Genomic DNA, 13371 nt, shown 5'->3' on the forward strand with positions numbered 1-13371 from the left:
AGTCCTTAGACTTAAAATCTGTCTGAAATAATTATAAAAAACAACTCACTCAATATCTTATTTTATTAAGGGATTGGTATGCTTGAAGCGTTTGTTTTGGGTTTTTGGATTATCTGGTCATCTGATCGCGAAGTGTATCCGCTAAGCGAAAGTTTGTGGTTTACACTGATTGCAGTGATACTGCGACAGCTGACGGCGTTTGATTTGCCGATTATTGATACCTATTGGATGATTTTCAATGGGATAGTGTGGGCATTTGCTGGTTTGATTTTTTCCATTGTCGGCCGCATCGACAGCAATTTCATCATCTCCTGCATTTTGGCAATGATAGCGGGGATTGGTTATTTTCAGCTGTTGCAACATTTGCCGGATTGGTTGAGCAAATTTTTGGCCTGACGGTTTCAGACGGCCTGATAACGGATAAGAGGTATTGAGTATGGCATTGTCAAAACGAATAATTCCTTGTCTGGATGTAAAAGACGGTCGCGTGGTAAAAGGCGTCAACTTTTTGGGTTTGCGCGATGCGGGCAATCCGGTTGATGTTGCCAAACGCTACAACGATGAAGGCGCAGATGAGTTGACCTTTTTGGACATCACTGCTTCCAGCGACAATCGCGACACTATTTTGCACGTTATTGAGGCAGTCGCTTCACAAGTTTTTATTCCATTGACGGTAGGCGGCGGTGTGCGCACAGTTGCCGATATCCGTCGTCTGCTTAATGCCGGTGCTGATAAGGCCAGCATCAATACGGCCGCTGTAACCAATCCTGATTTGGTAAACGAAGCGGCCGGTTTTTTTGGTTCGCAAGCGATTGTTGTTGCCGTGGATGCCAAAGCGGTCAACCCTGAAAACACCCGTTGGGAAATCTTTACCCACGGCGGACGTAATCCGACCGGTTTGGACGCGGTGGAATGGGCTGTCGAAATGCAGCGGCGCGGTGCGGGCGAGATTTTGCTAACCAGTATGGACCGGGACGGTACCAAGCAAGGTTTCAACCTGCCTTTGACACGCGCGGTCAGCGAAGCGGTCGATATTCCGGTCATTGCTTCCGGCGGTGTCGGTTCGGTTCAACACTTGGTGGACGGCATTAAAGAAGGAAAGGCAGATGCGGTATTGGCCGCCAGTATTTTCCACTTTGGCGAAGCGAGTATCCGCGAAGCGAAACTGGCCATGCGCGAAGCAGGAATTGAAGTGCGTTTGTGATTGCTATCCAAAGGCCGTCTGAAAATATGGGAGAAAAACGCGAATGTCGAACATAAACGAAACGCTTCTGAATGCCGTAAAATTTGATGAAAAAGGTTTGGTTTGCGCGATTGCCCAAGATTGGCAGACACGCCGTGTGCTGATGGTTGCTTGGATGAACGCCGAGGCCCTGCAAAAAACCGTAGAAACCGGTTTTGCCCACTATTACAGCCGTTCCCGCCAAAAACAATGGATGAAGGGCGAAGAGTCCGGACATACGCAAAAAGTACATGAATTGCGCCTGGATTGCGATGGCGACGCGGTGGTCATGCTGATTGAACAAAACGGCGGCATTGCCTGTCATACTGGGCGCGAAAGCTGTTTTTACAAAGTTTGGCAAGAGGGCGCATGGCAGACAGTCGATGCTGTGTTGAAAGATGAAGAGGCGATTTACGGACATAAACATCCTTAAGGCCGTCTGAAAGAAAATAAGAGAAACCGACCATGACCGATACTATCCTTACTCAAATTCAAAACGTCATCGATTCGCGCAAAGGCGGCGATCCTGATGCCTCTTATGTTGCCCAACTGCTGCATAAAGGCGAAGACAAGATTCTGAAAAAAGTCATCGAGGAAGCAGGTGAAACCTTGATGGCCTCTAAAGATGGCGGTGGCGAACATTTGGTTTACGAAGTGGCGGATTTGTGGTTTCACACCATGGTTTTATTGGCGCATCACGGCTTGCGCGCCGAAGATGTGGTCAACGAGCTTGCGCGCCGTCAAGGTTTGTCGGGATTAGTGGAAAAAGCTTCTCGCAAAGAATCTTGAATTTATATTACAATCCCGTATTTGACCTGTTTCGGAATCCGTCTCTTGGGGCAAAAACGATTTCCCTTTTTTGGTTGAACCCCGTTATGCCCGTTTTTAGACAGCCATTGGAGCCATTATGGATAATTGTATTTTCTGCAAAATCGCAACCAAAGATATTCCGGCACAAACCGTTTACGAAGACGACGAGATGCTTTGTTTCAAAGACATCCGTCCTGCTACGCCGGTGCATCTGCTGCTGATTCCGAAAGTGCACTTCGATTCACTGGCACACGCCACTGCCGAACATCAAACCCTGTTGGGCAAAATGATGTTGAAAGTTCCTCAAATCGCCCATGAGGCTGGTTTGACCGACGGTTTCAAAACCCTGATCAACACAGGCAAAGGTGGCGGACAAGAAGTCTTCCACCTGCATATCCATATCATGGGTATGCCTACATAACTATTATCTATTTTTAACAAATTCAAGGATTTATCATGGGTAGCTTCTCTCTCTGGCACTGGATTATCGTACTGATTATCGTCGTTTTGGTATTCGGTACCAAAAAATTGCGCAACGTCGGCAAAGACCTCGGCGGTGCGGTACATGACTTCAAACAAGGCCTGAACGAAGGTACAGACGGCAAAGATGCCAAAAAAGATGAAGTCATCGAACACAAAAAAGACGAAGACAAAGCATAATCCATGTTTGATTTCGGTTTGGGCGAATTGCTGCTGGTCGGCGTTGTCGCCCTGATAGTGCTTGGCCCCGAACGTCTGCCGCAAGCCGCGCGCACGGCCGGGCGTTTGGTCGGCAAATTGCAAGGATTCGTCAATAACGTCAAGCAGGAACTCAACACTCAGGCTGAGTTGGACGAATTGCGCAAGGTGAAGCAGGAATTTGAAACCGCCGCATCTGAGTTTCGCGACGGTATCAAAGACTTGGGCAACGATGCACAAAAAAATCTGAGCGATATTTCAGACGGCCTCAAGCCGTGGGAACGCCTGCCCGAACAGAAAACGCCTGCCGATTTCGGTGTGGATGAGTTTGGCAATCCTTTGCCTGATCTGGCTTCAAACAGCGCTGAGAACGAAAGTGCAATCCAAGCTTCTGAGCAGGGTGGGGCAGTGCAAACCCAAGAGCTTGTCGAGGCTGAAAATGCCGAATCCGAGCAAGACCGCGCTTGGCGTGAGTATTTGACGGCTTCGGTTTCACCTGCTCCTGCGGTAGAAGTCAGCTATGTCGAATCCCCTGTTGCCGATGTTCCTCCGCCGCATACGACTTCTTTGCGTAAGCAGGCGATGAGCCGCAAACGCGATATGCGCCCGAAATTCCACGCCAAGCCCAAACTGCGCGTCCGTAAGTAAAAAGTGAGTCAACCGGTGTCCGAACCTCAACACGAACAACCCGTCCAACCGCTTATCGAGCATCTTCTCGAGCTGCGCCGCCGCATGATGTGGATCGTCATCGGTATCGTCGTCTGCTTTTTGGGCATGATGCCGTTTGCCCAGCAGCTCTATACCTTTGTTGCCGAACCATTAATGGCCAATCTGCCTAAAGATACCAGCATGATTGCAACCGATGTGATCGCGCCGTTTTTTGTGCCGGTCAAGGTTACTCTGATGGCGGCATTTCTACTGTCGTTGCCGCACACGCTGTATCAAGTTTGGGCGTTTGTTGCCCCTGCCTTATACCAAAACGAAAAACGCTTGATTACGCCGCTAGTGTTGTCCAGCGTGACGCTCTTCTTCGTTGGGATGGCGTTTGCCTATTTTTTGGTATTTCCCGTGATTTTCAAATTCTTGGCCGGTGTAACCCCTGTCGGCGTCAATATGGCGACCGATATCGACAAATACCTGTCCTTTATTTTGGGCATGTTTGTCGCATTCGGTACGACGTTTGAAGTGCCCGTCGTTGTGGTGTTGCTTGCAAAAATGGGCATTGTTTCGACTGCACAGCTTAAGAATGCGCGTCCGTATGTGATTGTCGGTGCGTTTGTCGTGGCAGCAATCATCACGCCGCCTGACGTAATTTCTCAAACCCTGCTTGCTGTTCCGCTGATTCTGCTCTACGAAGCAGGCATTTGGTTTAGTCGTTTTGCCAAAGTGAAAACGCAGCAGGAAGATGAAGATACACCGCAACCACCGGCAGAAGTTTAAGAATTAAGGCCGTCTGAAGAATTTTTCAGACGGCCTTTGTATCATGGCACTTTCAGAGTTTTTAAGAAAAAGTATGATGGATGTTCAGGAGTCGTATAAAAACGCTATCACCCCAGATTCTTTTGATGTGACTAAAAATTTCGATCGAGAATTTTGCCGAAATCGAAGCAGTAATGCGTAACAGTCCCTCATGCGTCTGTCTGGGCAATTTGCGTGACTGGATGACGGAGCAGGCAAAAATATTCCATCGTTACTTGTTCCGCACTCAAACGCCAATACCGCGATATTCTGCGTGGTGCAGAAGGGAAGGTGGCTTTTATCCATCTGACTCCGCCTCAAGCAATTAATCTCGAGCGTATGCTGTTGCGTCAGGGGCATTATATGAAAGCCGGAATGCTGGATTCGCAGCTGGAGATTTTGGAAGAGCTGGGTGTTGATGAGTACGGCGTCAAAATCGACAATCCGGGTTCGCCTGAAGCCGTTGAGGCAGATATTGTGAACTGGGTGAAAGCGCAAGGCTTGATTTAGTAATGATCAGAAATGGAAAGGCCGTCTGAAATATTTCAGACGGCCTTTTTTGATGGGGTTTAGAATGTTTTTTGCGAGTCAAGCAATAAGGTAACCGGCCCGTCATTGCAAAGGGAAACCTGCATATGGGTTTGGAATCTGCCGGTTTCGACAGTCAATCCATGTTCGCGTAGAAGTTGTGCGGTGTATTGATAAAGCTTATCCGCTTGTTCTGCAGGCGCAGCATTGGAGAAAGAAGGGCGGCGGCCGCTACGCGCATCGGCGTAAAGGGTAAACTGGGAAACCAGTAATATCGAGCCGCCGACATCTTTGAGCGATAAATTTAATTTGCCGTTTTCGTCTTCAAAGATACGCAGGTTGGCGGTTTTATCCGCAATGTATTTGGCGTCTGCTTCTGTATCGGTGTGGGTAACGCCGAGCAATATCATAAATCCGTTGTTGATTTCGCCACAGGTTTCGCAGGAGTTTTCGGACAAAACGTCAACTTTGGCTTGGGTAACTTTTTGGATAACAGCGCGCATAATCTTGTGTGAATAAAAGGAGTTGTAAAAAAGGGCGTAAGATACGCCCTCTGAGTTCAAATATAGTTTCAGACGGCCTGAAACCATTGAATTAATTTACGGATTAATGCCGTTTTCTTTCAAGATACGTTCGATCTGATTCTCGACTTTTTGTCGTTTGACAGCTTGGGCAATCTGATTGCGTACCAGTTCGAAAGGTTCGGCATTAGGATTACGCTCTACGGCGCTGAGTTTAAACAGATGAAAACGGTTTCCCATCTGAATCGGCTCATGCGTTACATCACCTCGGTTCATGTCGGCAAAAGCGGTAGCCAGTTGAGGCGAAAGCTGCTGCGGAGAGATGAAGCCGTCGAACTCTTGTTCGGGGTTGGGATAGCGTTTCATCAGCTCTTCAAATGACAAGCCTTTGAGCAGCAGTTCTTGCGCTGCGCGGACTTCTTCGGCTGAAGCAAAGCTGACTTGTTGCAGCTTGATGATGCGTGTTTGCTGGTCGTAGAAACGGCGCAATTCGGCATCGTCAACCGCGGTTTGACGTTCTAGATAAGCAGCGTATTGGTTGGCATAAAACTCAGCTTCCACATTTTTAAACTGATTCTGTACTTCTGCATCTTTATCCAAACCAGCCTTGATGGCTTCATTTTTCAAAACTTCCAAAGTCTGCAAACGTGTAACCACATCTTTGCGGATTGCCTGACCATCGGGTTTGGCAGTCTGGTTGGGATGTTGATCGGCCTGTCTTAATACTTCGGCGACCATGCTGTCGATACGTGCAGGATCGATTTCAGGTGCTTTGGCGGTTGCCAAGCCGACGGTCGATAGGGCGAGGATAGCCAAAACGGCAGTTTTGGGCTTGATGTTCATGTGAGTTCCTTATTGCCCGCCGTTATCACGGCGGGCACGTTATATTATTTGTTGACTTTGATGCTGGCTTTTTTCAGCAATGATTGAATGGCCGCATCAACACGGGCTGCCTGTAAGTCGCTGCCAATCTCGTTTTTCGATGCTTCATAAGAAGGTACGGTAACGTTACGACGGTCATTGACATAGAAAACGGCGTACAAATTACCGTTTTGCAGTGGCGTTTTAGTGTGTGCACCTTTTTTCAGGTCTTTGACAGCAGCGTAAAGCGGAGGCGCTGATTCTTGCAAATCTTTAAGCGGAATATAAGCTTTAGGGATGCCGCCGGCTTTTTTGGCCGCTTCGTCAATTGAGTATTGGTTCAATACCGAAACAAAGCTTTTTTTCGCATCCAAATCGGCAATGGCTTTTTGGGCATTGCTGCTGCTGTCGGTCACGATTTCGCCCAGTTGGACTTCCTGAGTACCTTTGTAGAAGTTGCTGAAGTCGTTGTAAGCGGCTTTGACATCTTTTTCTTGAACAGGATATTGACGGACGATATGCGCCGCGAAAGCTTGGCCTAGCAAATCATTTTCGAAAGCTGCCCATTCGGTTTTGAAGGTGGCTTTTTTATCTGCACCTTGCTTGGCGGCATCGGCACGCGCTTGCTCCAATGCTGTTTTGAATTCAGCGCTTTGATCCAGTTTTAATTTTTTGGCTTCTTGGGTAACAACAGTGCTGATAATTTGGCGTTCAGTCAGCATTTGACGCAATTCAGGAGTGTCTTGAACGTTCGGGTTGCTGGCGCGTACGGAAGCAACTTGGTCATCGATAACGCTGCTGTCAATGGCTTGACCGTTGACGGTCACCAAAGTTTGGGCAAACAGGGTGCCGGAAGTCAGAGCAAGCATCAAGGCTGAAGCAAAGTAGGTTTTTTTCATCGTATTTCTCTTTTAAATTAATGATTGGAAATCAAAGTTTGGCAGTAATCTTAATGGAAGTATTCGTCCGGTGTGGCCGCTTTGATACTGAGTGCATGAATCAGGCCGTCTGAAAACAAGTCCTGCAAAAGCTGCTTAATCATACGTTGTCGCTGGAGGCGGCCAATGTTTTCAAATGCGTTGCTGACCACCACTATGGCGTAATGCCCGCCGCCTTTATTACCGGCATGGCCGGCATGCAGATGGCTTTCATCTTCAAAATCGAAGAACTCAGGCTCAAGCGTTCGCAGGCGTTCCTCAATAATTTGACGAATATTGCTCATTTGAACACGGCTTTAAAGGGTTTAATCAATACTTCTGCGTATACGCCGGCATCAACGTAAGGGTCTTGTTCTGCCCATTCTTGTGCAGCGTCCAAAGATTCAAATTGAGCCACAATCAGGCTGCCGGAAACACGTTCCGGATTATCTGGTAGAGGATTGGGGCCGGCAGTCAGCAGACGGCCTTGCGCTTTCAATTCTTCCAAGCGTGCCAAATGAGCAGGGCGTGCTGCCATGCGTGCTTCGTGGACATCTTCGGCATCAGTGGCCAAAAGCATGAAATATTCCATTATTGATCCTCCTTAGACTGGAAACGCATCAGATACATACCCTGTGCGATGGAAAAAATGATTGTGAAGCCCAATGTGCCGAACAGTTTGTAATTGACCCATTGGTCTGGAAAATACGTAAAGACAAAGAGGTTGGCCGCACCCATAAAAATTAGGAAGCCAATCCATGCATAAGTCAGGCGTGTCCATACAAAATCAGGGAGCTGCATTTCTTTGCCCATGACGGCTTTAAGCCCGTTTTTACCGGCCAGGTGGCTGAACAGCATGACGATCGCGCCGATCCAAAACAGAACGGTTGGTTTCCACATGATAAAGCGGTTGTCTTTCAGCAGAATCGTTGCACCGCCAAAAAAGACAATCAAAATCAGGCTGACCCATTGCATGGTGTCCAGCTTACGGTGTTTCCAAAAGGTCAGCGCAGCTTGGGCAATACCGACGATAACCGCAACAGTTGTTGCGGCAATCATGTCTTTGGTGATGATGTATGTGATGAAAAATAAGAATACGGCGAATAAGTCGCTCAAAATTTTCATATATTAATGATGAAACTAATTGAGTAAATGCTAATCATACAGGGAGATGTGTTTTTTTGCACGTTTTACCATGACTTTAATATCGCACATATTTATATGAAATATTTGTTTTGGGTTGGTGAAATTTGTAAAAAAGAAACACAAGCATGCAAAAGTAATAGATTTGCTAAGGAATTTTAGGCTGAATAGCCTCTATTGCTTGGCAGGAATGGGTTAAAAATATATCATGACGTAATATCTAGTAAATATATGGTTAAATGCGTGCACATTGGTTAGTACCATAATTTCCGAACAGGGGATCAGTTTTGAAAAAACATCACAATATTAAATTAATTACAGCTTCTATCGCTTTAATGACATCGCTCAGTGCCTCTGCAGGTTTGGGCGGCTTGAATGTTCAATCTCATTTGGGTGAGCCTTTTACAGGCAGTATCACTGTAACTGGCGAGGAAGCTCAGGCTCTGCTTAATGGCGGTAAGGCCACTATTTCAAATGGCAATTTGCGCGCAGCGGTACGCAAATCAGGCGATAAGGCAGTCGTTACCATCCGCTCTTCTAAAGCCATCAAAGATCCTGTTTTGGTTTTCCAAGTAGGTGTTGGCGCGCAATCGCGTGAGTACACCGCTATTATCGATCCGGCCGGATATGATTCTAAAGATGCTGCATCTGTTCGTATCCGTCCGGCCACTGAATCTCAATCTTCCGAGCCGACACGCAATGCCCAACAGCCTGCAACTAAAAACAATAAAGCAGCAGGTAATCAGGCAGCTCAAGCGCGTAAGGGTGTACAGCGCAAGGCTGAGAAAAAACAAGTTCAGACGGCCTCTGCTAAAAACGACACGGCTGCACGTTCAGGCAGACAGCATTTGGTGCGTACGGGTGAAACCCTGATTGCCATCGCGTCCAGCATCCGTCCGCAAGGTATGACCCTGGATCAAACCATTCAGGCTTTGGTAAATGCCAATCCGGATGTGTTTATTGATAATAATGCCAACCGTATGTTGGCAGGTAAAGTGCTGAATATTCCAAACCGTAGCGAATTGCAACGCTTGGCTGCTTCTGCTCCTGTTAAAACCAATACAGCGGCAGAGAAAGGCAATGAAACCGCCAATGCAACAGAAACTAAAACAGAAAAACCTGTTGTTCAGCCTGAGGCTCAAACTGAAGCCCAGGTTAAAGATGCTGGCGTAAATACACAGCAACAGGAAGAAGTGAAACAAGCTTCGGCTGAACAAACAGAACAAGCAGCATCTGCAGCTGTCAATGAAAATGCTGCATCGACTGTTCCTGCATCTGATGGTCAAGAAGCTATGGCTTCTGATGCTCAAGAGAATGTAGTGGCTTCTGAGCCTGTTGCAACCACGGATTCTGTCGCGGAGCAAACAGAAAGCGAATCAGACGGCAATTTATGGAAATGGTTATTGGCAGGCGGTGCAGCCCTTATTGCTGCTTGGTTGTTGTTGAAAGCTGCCGGTAAACGTAATGACGAGCTGGAAGAAGCACCTGTAAGCCGTAAGGATGAAGAGAAGGTTGTACAGAAAAATGTTGCTGCTTCAGCTGCTGCGGTTGCTGCAACTAAAGTAACGCCGTCTGAAAAAACTCAAGACGGTCTGTTTATCGAAGATGATTTCGAAGATGATGTGGTTATCAATGAAGTAGAAGAATCTTCCAATATCGATGATGTCAAACTTGATTTGGGTAAGATTGACAATAGTCAGGCAGGTATTCTTTCAGGTGCAGTAACGCATGATGTTGAGACAGAGCAACGCCGCCATGCTGATTGGGATAGTATCGAATCAACAGAAAGCGTGTACGAGCCTGAACCAGAAAATCCGTATCAACCGGTATCGGTTGTTATGCCGGAACGTAAAGAAGAGCAGGTAAATACATTTGCTGAGTTTGATTTGGCGGCAGAGAAAAAAGTCTCCGAGTCAAGAAATGAAGAGCCACTCGAGTTTACGGTAGAAACCCCTGAAGTTTCAGACAGCCATGTGCTGCCATTCGATGTCAAGCAAGATCAAGACTTGCAAATTCAAGAAATCAAAGAAGAAGTAGAGAAAGAAGAAGCTGCTTCTGAGTTTGTGATTGAAGAAGGTGCATTGGAATGGGGAGCTGAAGATGTTTCAGTGGCTGCCGATAAAAGCAATAGTGAAAGAGGCTTTGTTTCAGAATCAGTCGGCATGACTGCACCGCTTGAAGCCAAATATGATTTGGCTAAGATGTATATCGAAATCGGTGATCCTGAAGCGGCTCGAGAAACATTGCAAGGGCTGATTGAAGAGGCTGAAGGCGATATTCTGCATAAAGCCCAAAAATTGATGAAAGAACTTGGCGCATAAGTGCCAGTCAAATGAAGATGCCGTTTCAGACGGCATCTTTTTTATGGTAAATTAAAAAGCAAGATTTTGTCTGAGTCTATGATTGGTTGGGTAAGATTTCAGCTTTATATGATGGTTGAAGATAAAGGCCGTCTGAAATACATGAGAGGCGTGTGTTGATCACGCCTTTTTAATATTGGTTACCTGAGTGTAGGCAACAATATCAATTTACAAGAAGTATAAGAAATGACTGAACAAGCAAATACAACAGGGCATCTGATGCAGCGTTGGGCTTTGACCCTCTCTTATGACGGTAGCCGTTTTTATGGTTGGCAAAAACAGGCTGGAGATTTGCCAACTGTTCAGACGGCCTTAGAGCAGGCCTTGTCTTCAATAGCAGGGGAGCAAATTAATACTATTGTTGCGGGAAGGACGGATACAGGTGTGCATGCAACTGCCCAGGTAGTGCATTTTGATACATCAGTAAGTCGTCCTGAGCAAGCATGGGTGCGGGGTGTCAATGCGCATTTGCCTGATGGTGTTGCTGTGTTACTTGCGCAAAAAGTTGCATCTCATTTTCATGCCCGATTTGATGCTTATGGTCGCCATTATCGTTATTTATTGGAGTCTTCACCGGTTCGTTCTCCATTATTGGTTGGCAGAGTAGGGTGGACACATTTGAAATTAGATTTGAATCTGATGAGGCAGGCTGCTGCCTTATTGGAGGGAGAACATGACTTTTCTAGCTTTCGAGCGGCTGAATGTCAGGCGAAGTCTCCTATAAAGACACTATATAGTACAAAGATTAGTGGAACTTCTCGCTATCTGTGCCTTGATTTGCATGGAAATGCATTCTTGCATCATATGGTGCGCAATATTATGGGTGCTTTGGTGTATGTGGGTAGTGGCAGAATCAGTGTGGATGAGTTTGAGTCGGTCTTTCATGCCAAAAGTAGATTGAAGGCTCCGCCAACTTTTATGTCTGATGGTCTGTATTTAACAGGTGTTGACTATCCTGATGAGTTTGGAGTGACGCAGCTATCTTTGCCCGAGTGGATGAGCGTTCTAGGTAATGATTTTCAGACGGCCTAACTGCGGATTGTTGGTATAAAAGCAACAAAATAGCGTGATTGATGTGTAAATTAATAAAGTGTTGTAAAAATGCACAGTTGGTTTTGAATAAATTGATCATTGATTTTAAATAATAAATTTCTACTTTTGGGGTTGTCTCTACCTTTATTTGGTTTCTGCGGTAGTGGGGGGAGTTGAATAAAGTTTGTTTTTTTAGAGAGGAACAATTATAGTGACAGTCATGGAATCGCTGATTCCAGCGATAAAGTAAGCCTAAGCGGATTATCCGGTCTGCTTAAGTTATTTCTTCACAATAGAAAAGGAATACAGCAATGAAAAAATCCCTGATTGCCCTGACTCTGGCGGCTTTGCCTGTTGCAGCTATGGCTGATGTAACTCTGTACGGTCAAATCAAAGCTGGCGTGGAAGTTTCTAAAGTAAAAGAGGGTAAGACTTCTTCTAAAACTGCTACTGAGATTGCTGACTTCGGCTCTCGTATCGGTTTCAAAGGCCACGAACACTTGGGTAGCAACCTGAATGCTATCTGGCAAGTTGAACAAAGAACTTCTATCGCCGGTGGTGACTCTGGTTTCGCAAACCGTGAATCTTTCTTGGGTTTGGAAGGTGGTTTCGGTAAAGTTCGTGTCGGTAACTTGGATACTGCTCTGAACGAAAGCAGCGACAGCTTCGACCCTTGGGAGTCTAGTGATGCTAACGCAGACACTCTGCAACTTGGTAAAATCAAACGTGTAGATGGTCGCAAAGTATCTGTACGTTACGATACTCCTGTGTTTGGTGGTTTCAGCGCAAGCGTACAATACCAACCTCGCGACAATGCTAATCCTAGCGATAAATACGATCACGCTGTGAAAAGCCGTGAATCTTACGATTTGGGTCTGAACTACGAAAACTCTGGCTTCTTCGGTCGCTACGCTGGTTCTTTCGCTAAACATGCTGTCTTGGATGCTGGCTACTTGGATACATTCAACGGCAACACTACCTTGACTGCTGGTACTTACAAAGATCACCAAGCACACCGTCTGACTGCTGGTTACGATGCTGACAACCTGATGGTTGCTGTTGTAGGTCAATACGAAGGCTTCAAAAAAGATGTCGCAAATGCTAAGAAAAACGAACGTGTTGAAGTTGGTGCAACTGCGGCTTACCGCTTCGGTAACGTAACTCCTCGTGTTTCTTACGCTCACGGTTTCAAAGCTAAAGAAGAAGGCGTGAAACAAGAGAACAGCGTTTACAACCAAGTTATCGTTGGTGCCGACTACGACTTCTCTAAACGCACTTCTGCCTTGCTGTCTGCCGGTTGGTTGAAAGAAGGTAAAGGCGACAATAAATACGAGAAAACTGCTGGTACTGTTGGCCTGCGTCACAAATTCTAATCTGACTTAAGATTAGTCTGAAAAAGAGCCTGTTTTATACAGGCTCTTTTTGTTTTTGCAAGAAATGTATTTTGTCATTGCAGGGGCAGGTTAAAGTATCTTCGATATTCGTTTTCAGACGGCCTATGAAAATTCAAGTCAGGTTATATTTTATTCAATATATGCTAAATGAAATTTCAGGAATTGTTTTGAGTATTATTATAAATAAGTTAACGATATAAAGATGGTCATTGGATTAAGTTGATTTTCCTATATTTCATGTCTACTAATAAAAGATTTATTTTTATAGTTCTAAAGTATTATTAGCATGTAGAATTTGGTTTTAAGATTTGTAAATTTGATTTTAATCAAATTATTGCCGATAGATGATTCATATAATATTAGTGTTTAGAGTATCGATATATCGGGAATAGCCATGTCCTGTCTTGAAATGAAGTGCTTAAGTGGCATTTGGAAACGAATCCTTGT

General features: G+C 45.8%; 17 protein-coding genes and 1 pseudogene. 12 read left to right on the plus strand and 6 right to left on the minus strand.

What is annotated here, in order from left to right; genetic code table 11:
• Positions 1-78: 78 nt before the first annotated feature.
• The 9 genes and pseudogenes from ACTHSQ_RS02580 to ACTHSQ_RS02620 all read left to right on the plus strand — a co-directional run.
• Positions 79-396 (plus strand): hypothetical protein, encoded by a 318-nt coding sequence (locus ACTHSQ_RS02580; RefSeq protein ID WP_003684447.1) that lies wholly within the window; start codon positions 79-81, stop codon positions 394-396.
• 40 nt (positions 397-436) lie between these two features.
• Entirely contained in the window at positions 437-1204 is a 768-nt protein-coding gene (gene hisF, locus ACTHSQ_RS02585) for an imidazole glycerol phosphate synthase subunit HisF (protein WP_036472644.1), read from the plus strand.
• A 43-nt stretch (positions 1205-1247) separates the two neighbouring features.
• Positions 1248-1655 carry a phosphoribosyl-AMP cyclohydrolase gene (gene hisI, locus ACTHSQ_RS02590; RefSeq protein ID WP_440370550.1) on the plus strand — a complete coding sequence of 136 codons (408 nt, stop codon included), beginning with the start codon at positions 1248-1250 and terminating at the stop codon, positions 1653-1655.
• Positions 1656-1687: 32 nt separating this feature from the next.
• Positions 1688-2011: a phosphoribosyl-ATP diphosphatase gene (locus ACTHSQ_RS02595; RefSeq protein ID WP_003679440.1), complete on the plus strand. Its 324-nt coding sequence runs from the start codon at positions 1688-1690 to the stop codon at positions 2009-2011.
• A gap of 118 nt (positions 2012-2129) precedes the next feature.
• Positions 2130-2453, plus strand: a complete 324-nt coding sequence (locus tag ACTHSQ_RS02600; protein ID WP_440371244.1) for a histidine triad nucleotide-binding protein — start codon at positions 2130-2132, stop codon at positions 2451-2453.
• Between the two features lie 35 nt (positions 2454-2488).
• Positions 2489-2692: a Sec-independent protein translocase subunit TatA gene (gene tatA, locus ACTHSQ_RS02605; RefSeq protein WP_003679438.1), complete on the plus strand. Its 204-nt coding sequence runs from the start codon at positions 2489-2491 to the stop codon at positions 2690-2692.
• 3 nt (positions 2693-2695) lie between these two features.
• On the plus strand, positions 2696-3358 hold the full coding sequence (gene tatB / locus ACTHSQ_RS02610; RefSeq protein WP_440371245.1) for a Sec-independent protein translocase protein TatB: 663 nt from the start codon (positions 2696-2698) through the stop codon (positions 3356-3358).
• A gap of 15 nt (positions 3359-3373) precedes the next feature.
• Positions 3374-4150: a twin-arginine translocase subunit TatC gene (tatC, locus tag ACTHSQ_RS02615; protein ID WP_049350975.1), complete on the plus strand. Its 777-nt coding sequence runs from the start codon at positions 3374-3376 to the stop codon at positions 4148-4150.
• Between the two features lie 200 nt (positions 4151-4350).
• A pseudogene (locus ACTHSQ_RS02620) lies at positions 4351-4678 on the plus strand (gluconokinase); the annotation flags it as partial.
• Positions 4679-4737: 59 nt separating this feature from the next.
• Here the strand turns inward: ACTHSQ_RS02620 and dtd are convergent.
• The 6 genes from dtd to ACTHSQ_RS02650 all read right to left on the minus strand — a co-directional run bounded on the left by dtd (position 4738) and on the right by ACTHSQ_RS02650 (position 8120).
• Entirely contained in the window at positions 4738-5199 is a 462-nt protein-coding gene (dtd, locus tag ACTHSQ_RS02625; RefSeq protein ID WP_039862115.1) for a D-aminoacyl-tRNA deacylase, read from the minus strand.
• 96 nt (positions 5200-5295) lie between these two features.
• The gene (locus ACTHSQ_RS02630; protein WP_440371246.1) at positions 5296-6060 is read right to left on the minus strand and encodes a peptidyl-prolyl cis-trans isomerase; all 765 of its coding nucleotides are present in this window, start codon (positions 6058-6060) and stop codon (positions 5296-5298) included.
• Between the two features lie 44 nt (positions 6061-6104).
• Complete coding sequence (locus ACTHSQ_RS02635; RefSeq protein ID WP_440371247.1) at positions 6105-6977, minus strand: peptidyl-prolyl cis-trans isomerase; 873 nt, start codon at positions 6975-6977, stop codon at positions 6105-6107.
• Between the two features lie 50 nt (positions 6978-7027).
• The gene (locus tag ACTHSQ_RS02640; protein WP_049329542.1) at positions 7028-7300 is read right to left on the minus strand and encodes a BolA family protein; all 273 of its coding nucleotides are present in this window, start codon (positions 7298-7300) and stop codon (positions 7028-7030) included.
• Positions 7297-7587, minus strand: coding sequence for a YciI family protein (locus ACTHSQ_RS02645; RefSeq protein WP_004519663.1), 291 nt, complete (start codon positions 7585-7587; stop codon positions 7297-7299). The genes ACTHSQ_RS02640 and ACTHSQ_RS02645 overlap by 4 nt, the downstream gene beginning before the upstream one ends.
• Positions 7587-8120, minus strand: a complete 534-nt coding sequence (locus ACTHSQ_RS02650) for a septation protein A (RefSeq protein ID WP_049329543.1) — start codon at positions 8118-8120, stop codon at positions 7587-7589. Before ACTHSQ_RS02650 ends, ACTHSQ_RS02645 begins: the two co-directional genes overlap by 1 nt.
• 353 nt (positions 8121-8473) lie before the next feature.
• Here ACTHSQ_RS02650 and ACTHSQ_RS02655 point away from each other — a divergent pair, with 353 nt between their 5' ends.
• The 3 genes from ACTHSQ_RS02655 (at position 8474) to porB (ending at position 12903) form a co-directional block, all read left to right on the plus strand.
• Entirely contained in the window at positions 8474-10459 is a 1986-nt protein-coding gene (locus tag ACTHSQ_RS02655; RefSeq protein WP_440371248.1) for a FimV/HubP family polar landmark protein, read from the plus strand.
• 225 nt (positions 10460-10684) lie between these two features.
• The gene (gene truA, locus ACTHSQ_RS02660) at positions 10685-11530 is read left to right on the plus strand and encodes a tRNA pseudouridine(38-40) synthase TruA (RefSeq protein ID WP_049329545.1); all 846 of its coding nucleotides are present in this window, start codon (positions 10685-10687) and stop codon (positions 11528-11530) included.
• Positions 11531-11841: 311 nt separating this feature from the next.
• A complete protein-coding gene (gene porB, locus ACTHSQ_RS02665; protein WP_049329546.1) occupies positions 11842-12903 on the plus strand; it encodes a trimeric porin PorB in 1062 nt (353 codons plus the stop codon).
• Positions 12904-13371: the final 468 nt, after the last annotated feature.

The organism is Neisseria sp. P0009.S008 (genome assembly GCF_051958615.1).
GTDB lineage: Bacteria > Pseudomonadota > Gammaproteobacteria > Burkholderiales > Neisseriaceae > Neisseria > Neisseria subflava.

What these genes read in the sequence shown, in the direction of transcription:
- ACTHSQ_RS02630 (WP_440371246.1), bottom strand. Translation starts at nt 6,060, where the DNA reads ATGAACATCAAGCCCAAAACTGCCGTTTTGGCTATCCTCGCCCTATCG.
- ACTHSQ_RS02635 (WP_440371247.1), bottom strand. Translation starts at nt 6,977, where the DNA reads ATGAAAAAAACCTACTTTGCTTCAGCCTTGATGCTTGCTCTGACTTCC.
- hisF (WP_036472644.1), top strand. Translation starts at nt 437, where the DNA reads ATGGCATTGTCAAAACGAATAATTCCTTGTCTGGATGTAAAAGACGGT.
- dtd (WP_039862115.1), bottom strand. Translation starts at nt 5,199, where the DNA reads ATGCGCGCTGTTATCCAAAAAGTTACCCAAGCCAAAGTTGACGTTTTG.
- ACTHSQ_RS02600 (WP_440371244.1), top strand. Translation starts at nt 2,130, where the DNA reads ATGGATAATTGTATTTTCTGCAAAATCGCAACCAAAGATATTCCGGCA.
- ACTHSQ_RS02650 (WP_049329543.1), bottom strand. Translation starts at nt 8,120, where the DNA reads ATGAAAATTTTGAGCGACTTATTCGCCGTATTCTTATTTTTCATCACA.
- porB (WP_049329546.1), top strand. Translation starts at nt 11,842, where the DNA reads ATGAAAAAATCCCTGATTGCCCTGACTCTGGCGGCTTTGCCTGTTGCA.
- truA (WP_049329545.1), top strand. Translation starts at nt 10,685, where the DNA reads ATGACTGAACAAGCAAATACAACAGGGCATCTGATGCAGCGTTGGGCT.
- tatB (WP_440371245.1), top strand. Translation starts at nt 2,696, where the DNA reads ATGTTTGATTTCGGTTTGGGCGAATTGCTGCTGGTCGGCGTTGTCGCC.
- ACTHSQ_RS02645 (WP_004519663.1), bottom strand. Translation starts at nt 7,587, where the DNA reads ATGGAATATTTCATGCTTTTGGCCACTGATGCCGAAGATGTCCACGAA.
- ACTHSQ_RS02595 (WP_003679440.1), top strand. Translation starts at nt 1,688, where the DNA reads ATGACCGATACTATCCTTACTCAAATTCAAAACGTCATCGATTCGCGC.
- tatA (WP_003679438.1), top strand. Translation starts at nt 2,489, where the DNA reads ATGGGTAGCTTCTCTCTCTGGCACTGGATTATCGTACTGATTATCGTC.
- ACTHSQ_RS02655 (WP_440371248.1), top strand. Translation starts at nt 8,474, where the DNA reads ATGACATCGCTCAGTGCCTCTGCAGGTTTGGGCGGCTTGAATGTTCAA.
- hisI (WP_440370550.1), top strand. Translation starts at nt 1,248, where the DNA reads ATGTCGAACATAAACGAAACGCTTCTGAATGCCGTAAAATTTGATGAA.
- ACTHSQ_RS02580 (WP_003684447.1), top strand. Translation starts at nt 79, where the DNA reads ATGCTTGAAGCGTTTGTTTTGGGTTTTTGGATTATCTGGTCATCTGAT.
- ACTHSQ_RS02640 (WP_049329542.1), bottom strand. Translation starts at nt 7,300, where the DNA reads ATGAGCAATATTCGTCAAATTATTGAGGAACGCCTGCGAACGCTTGAG.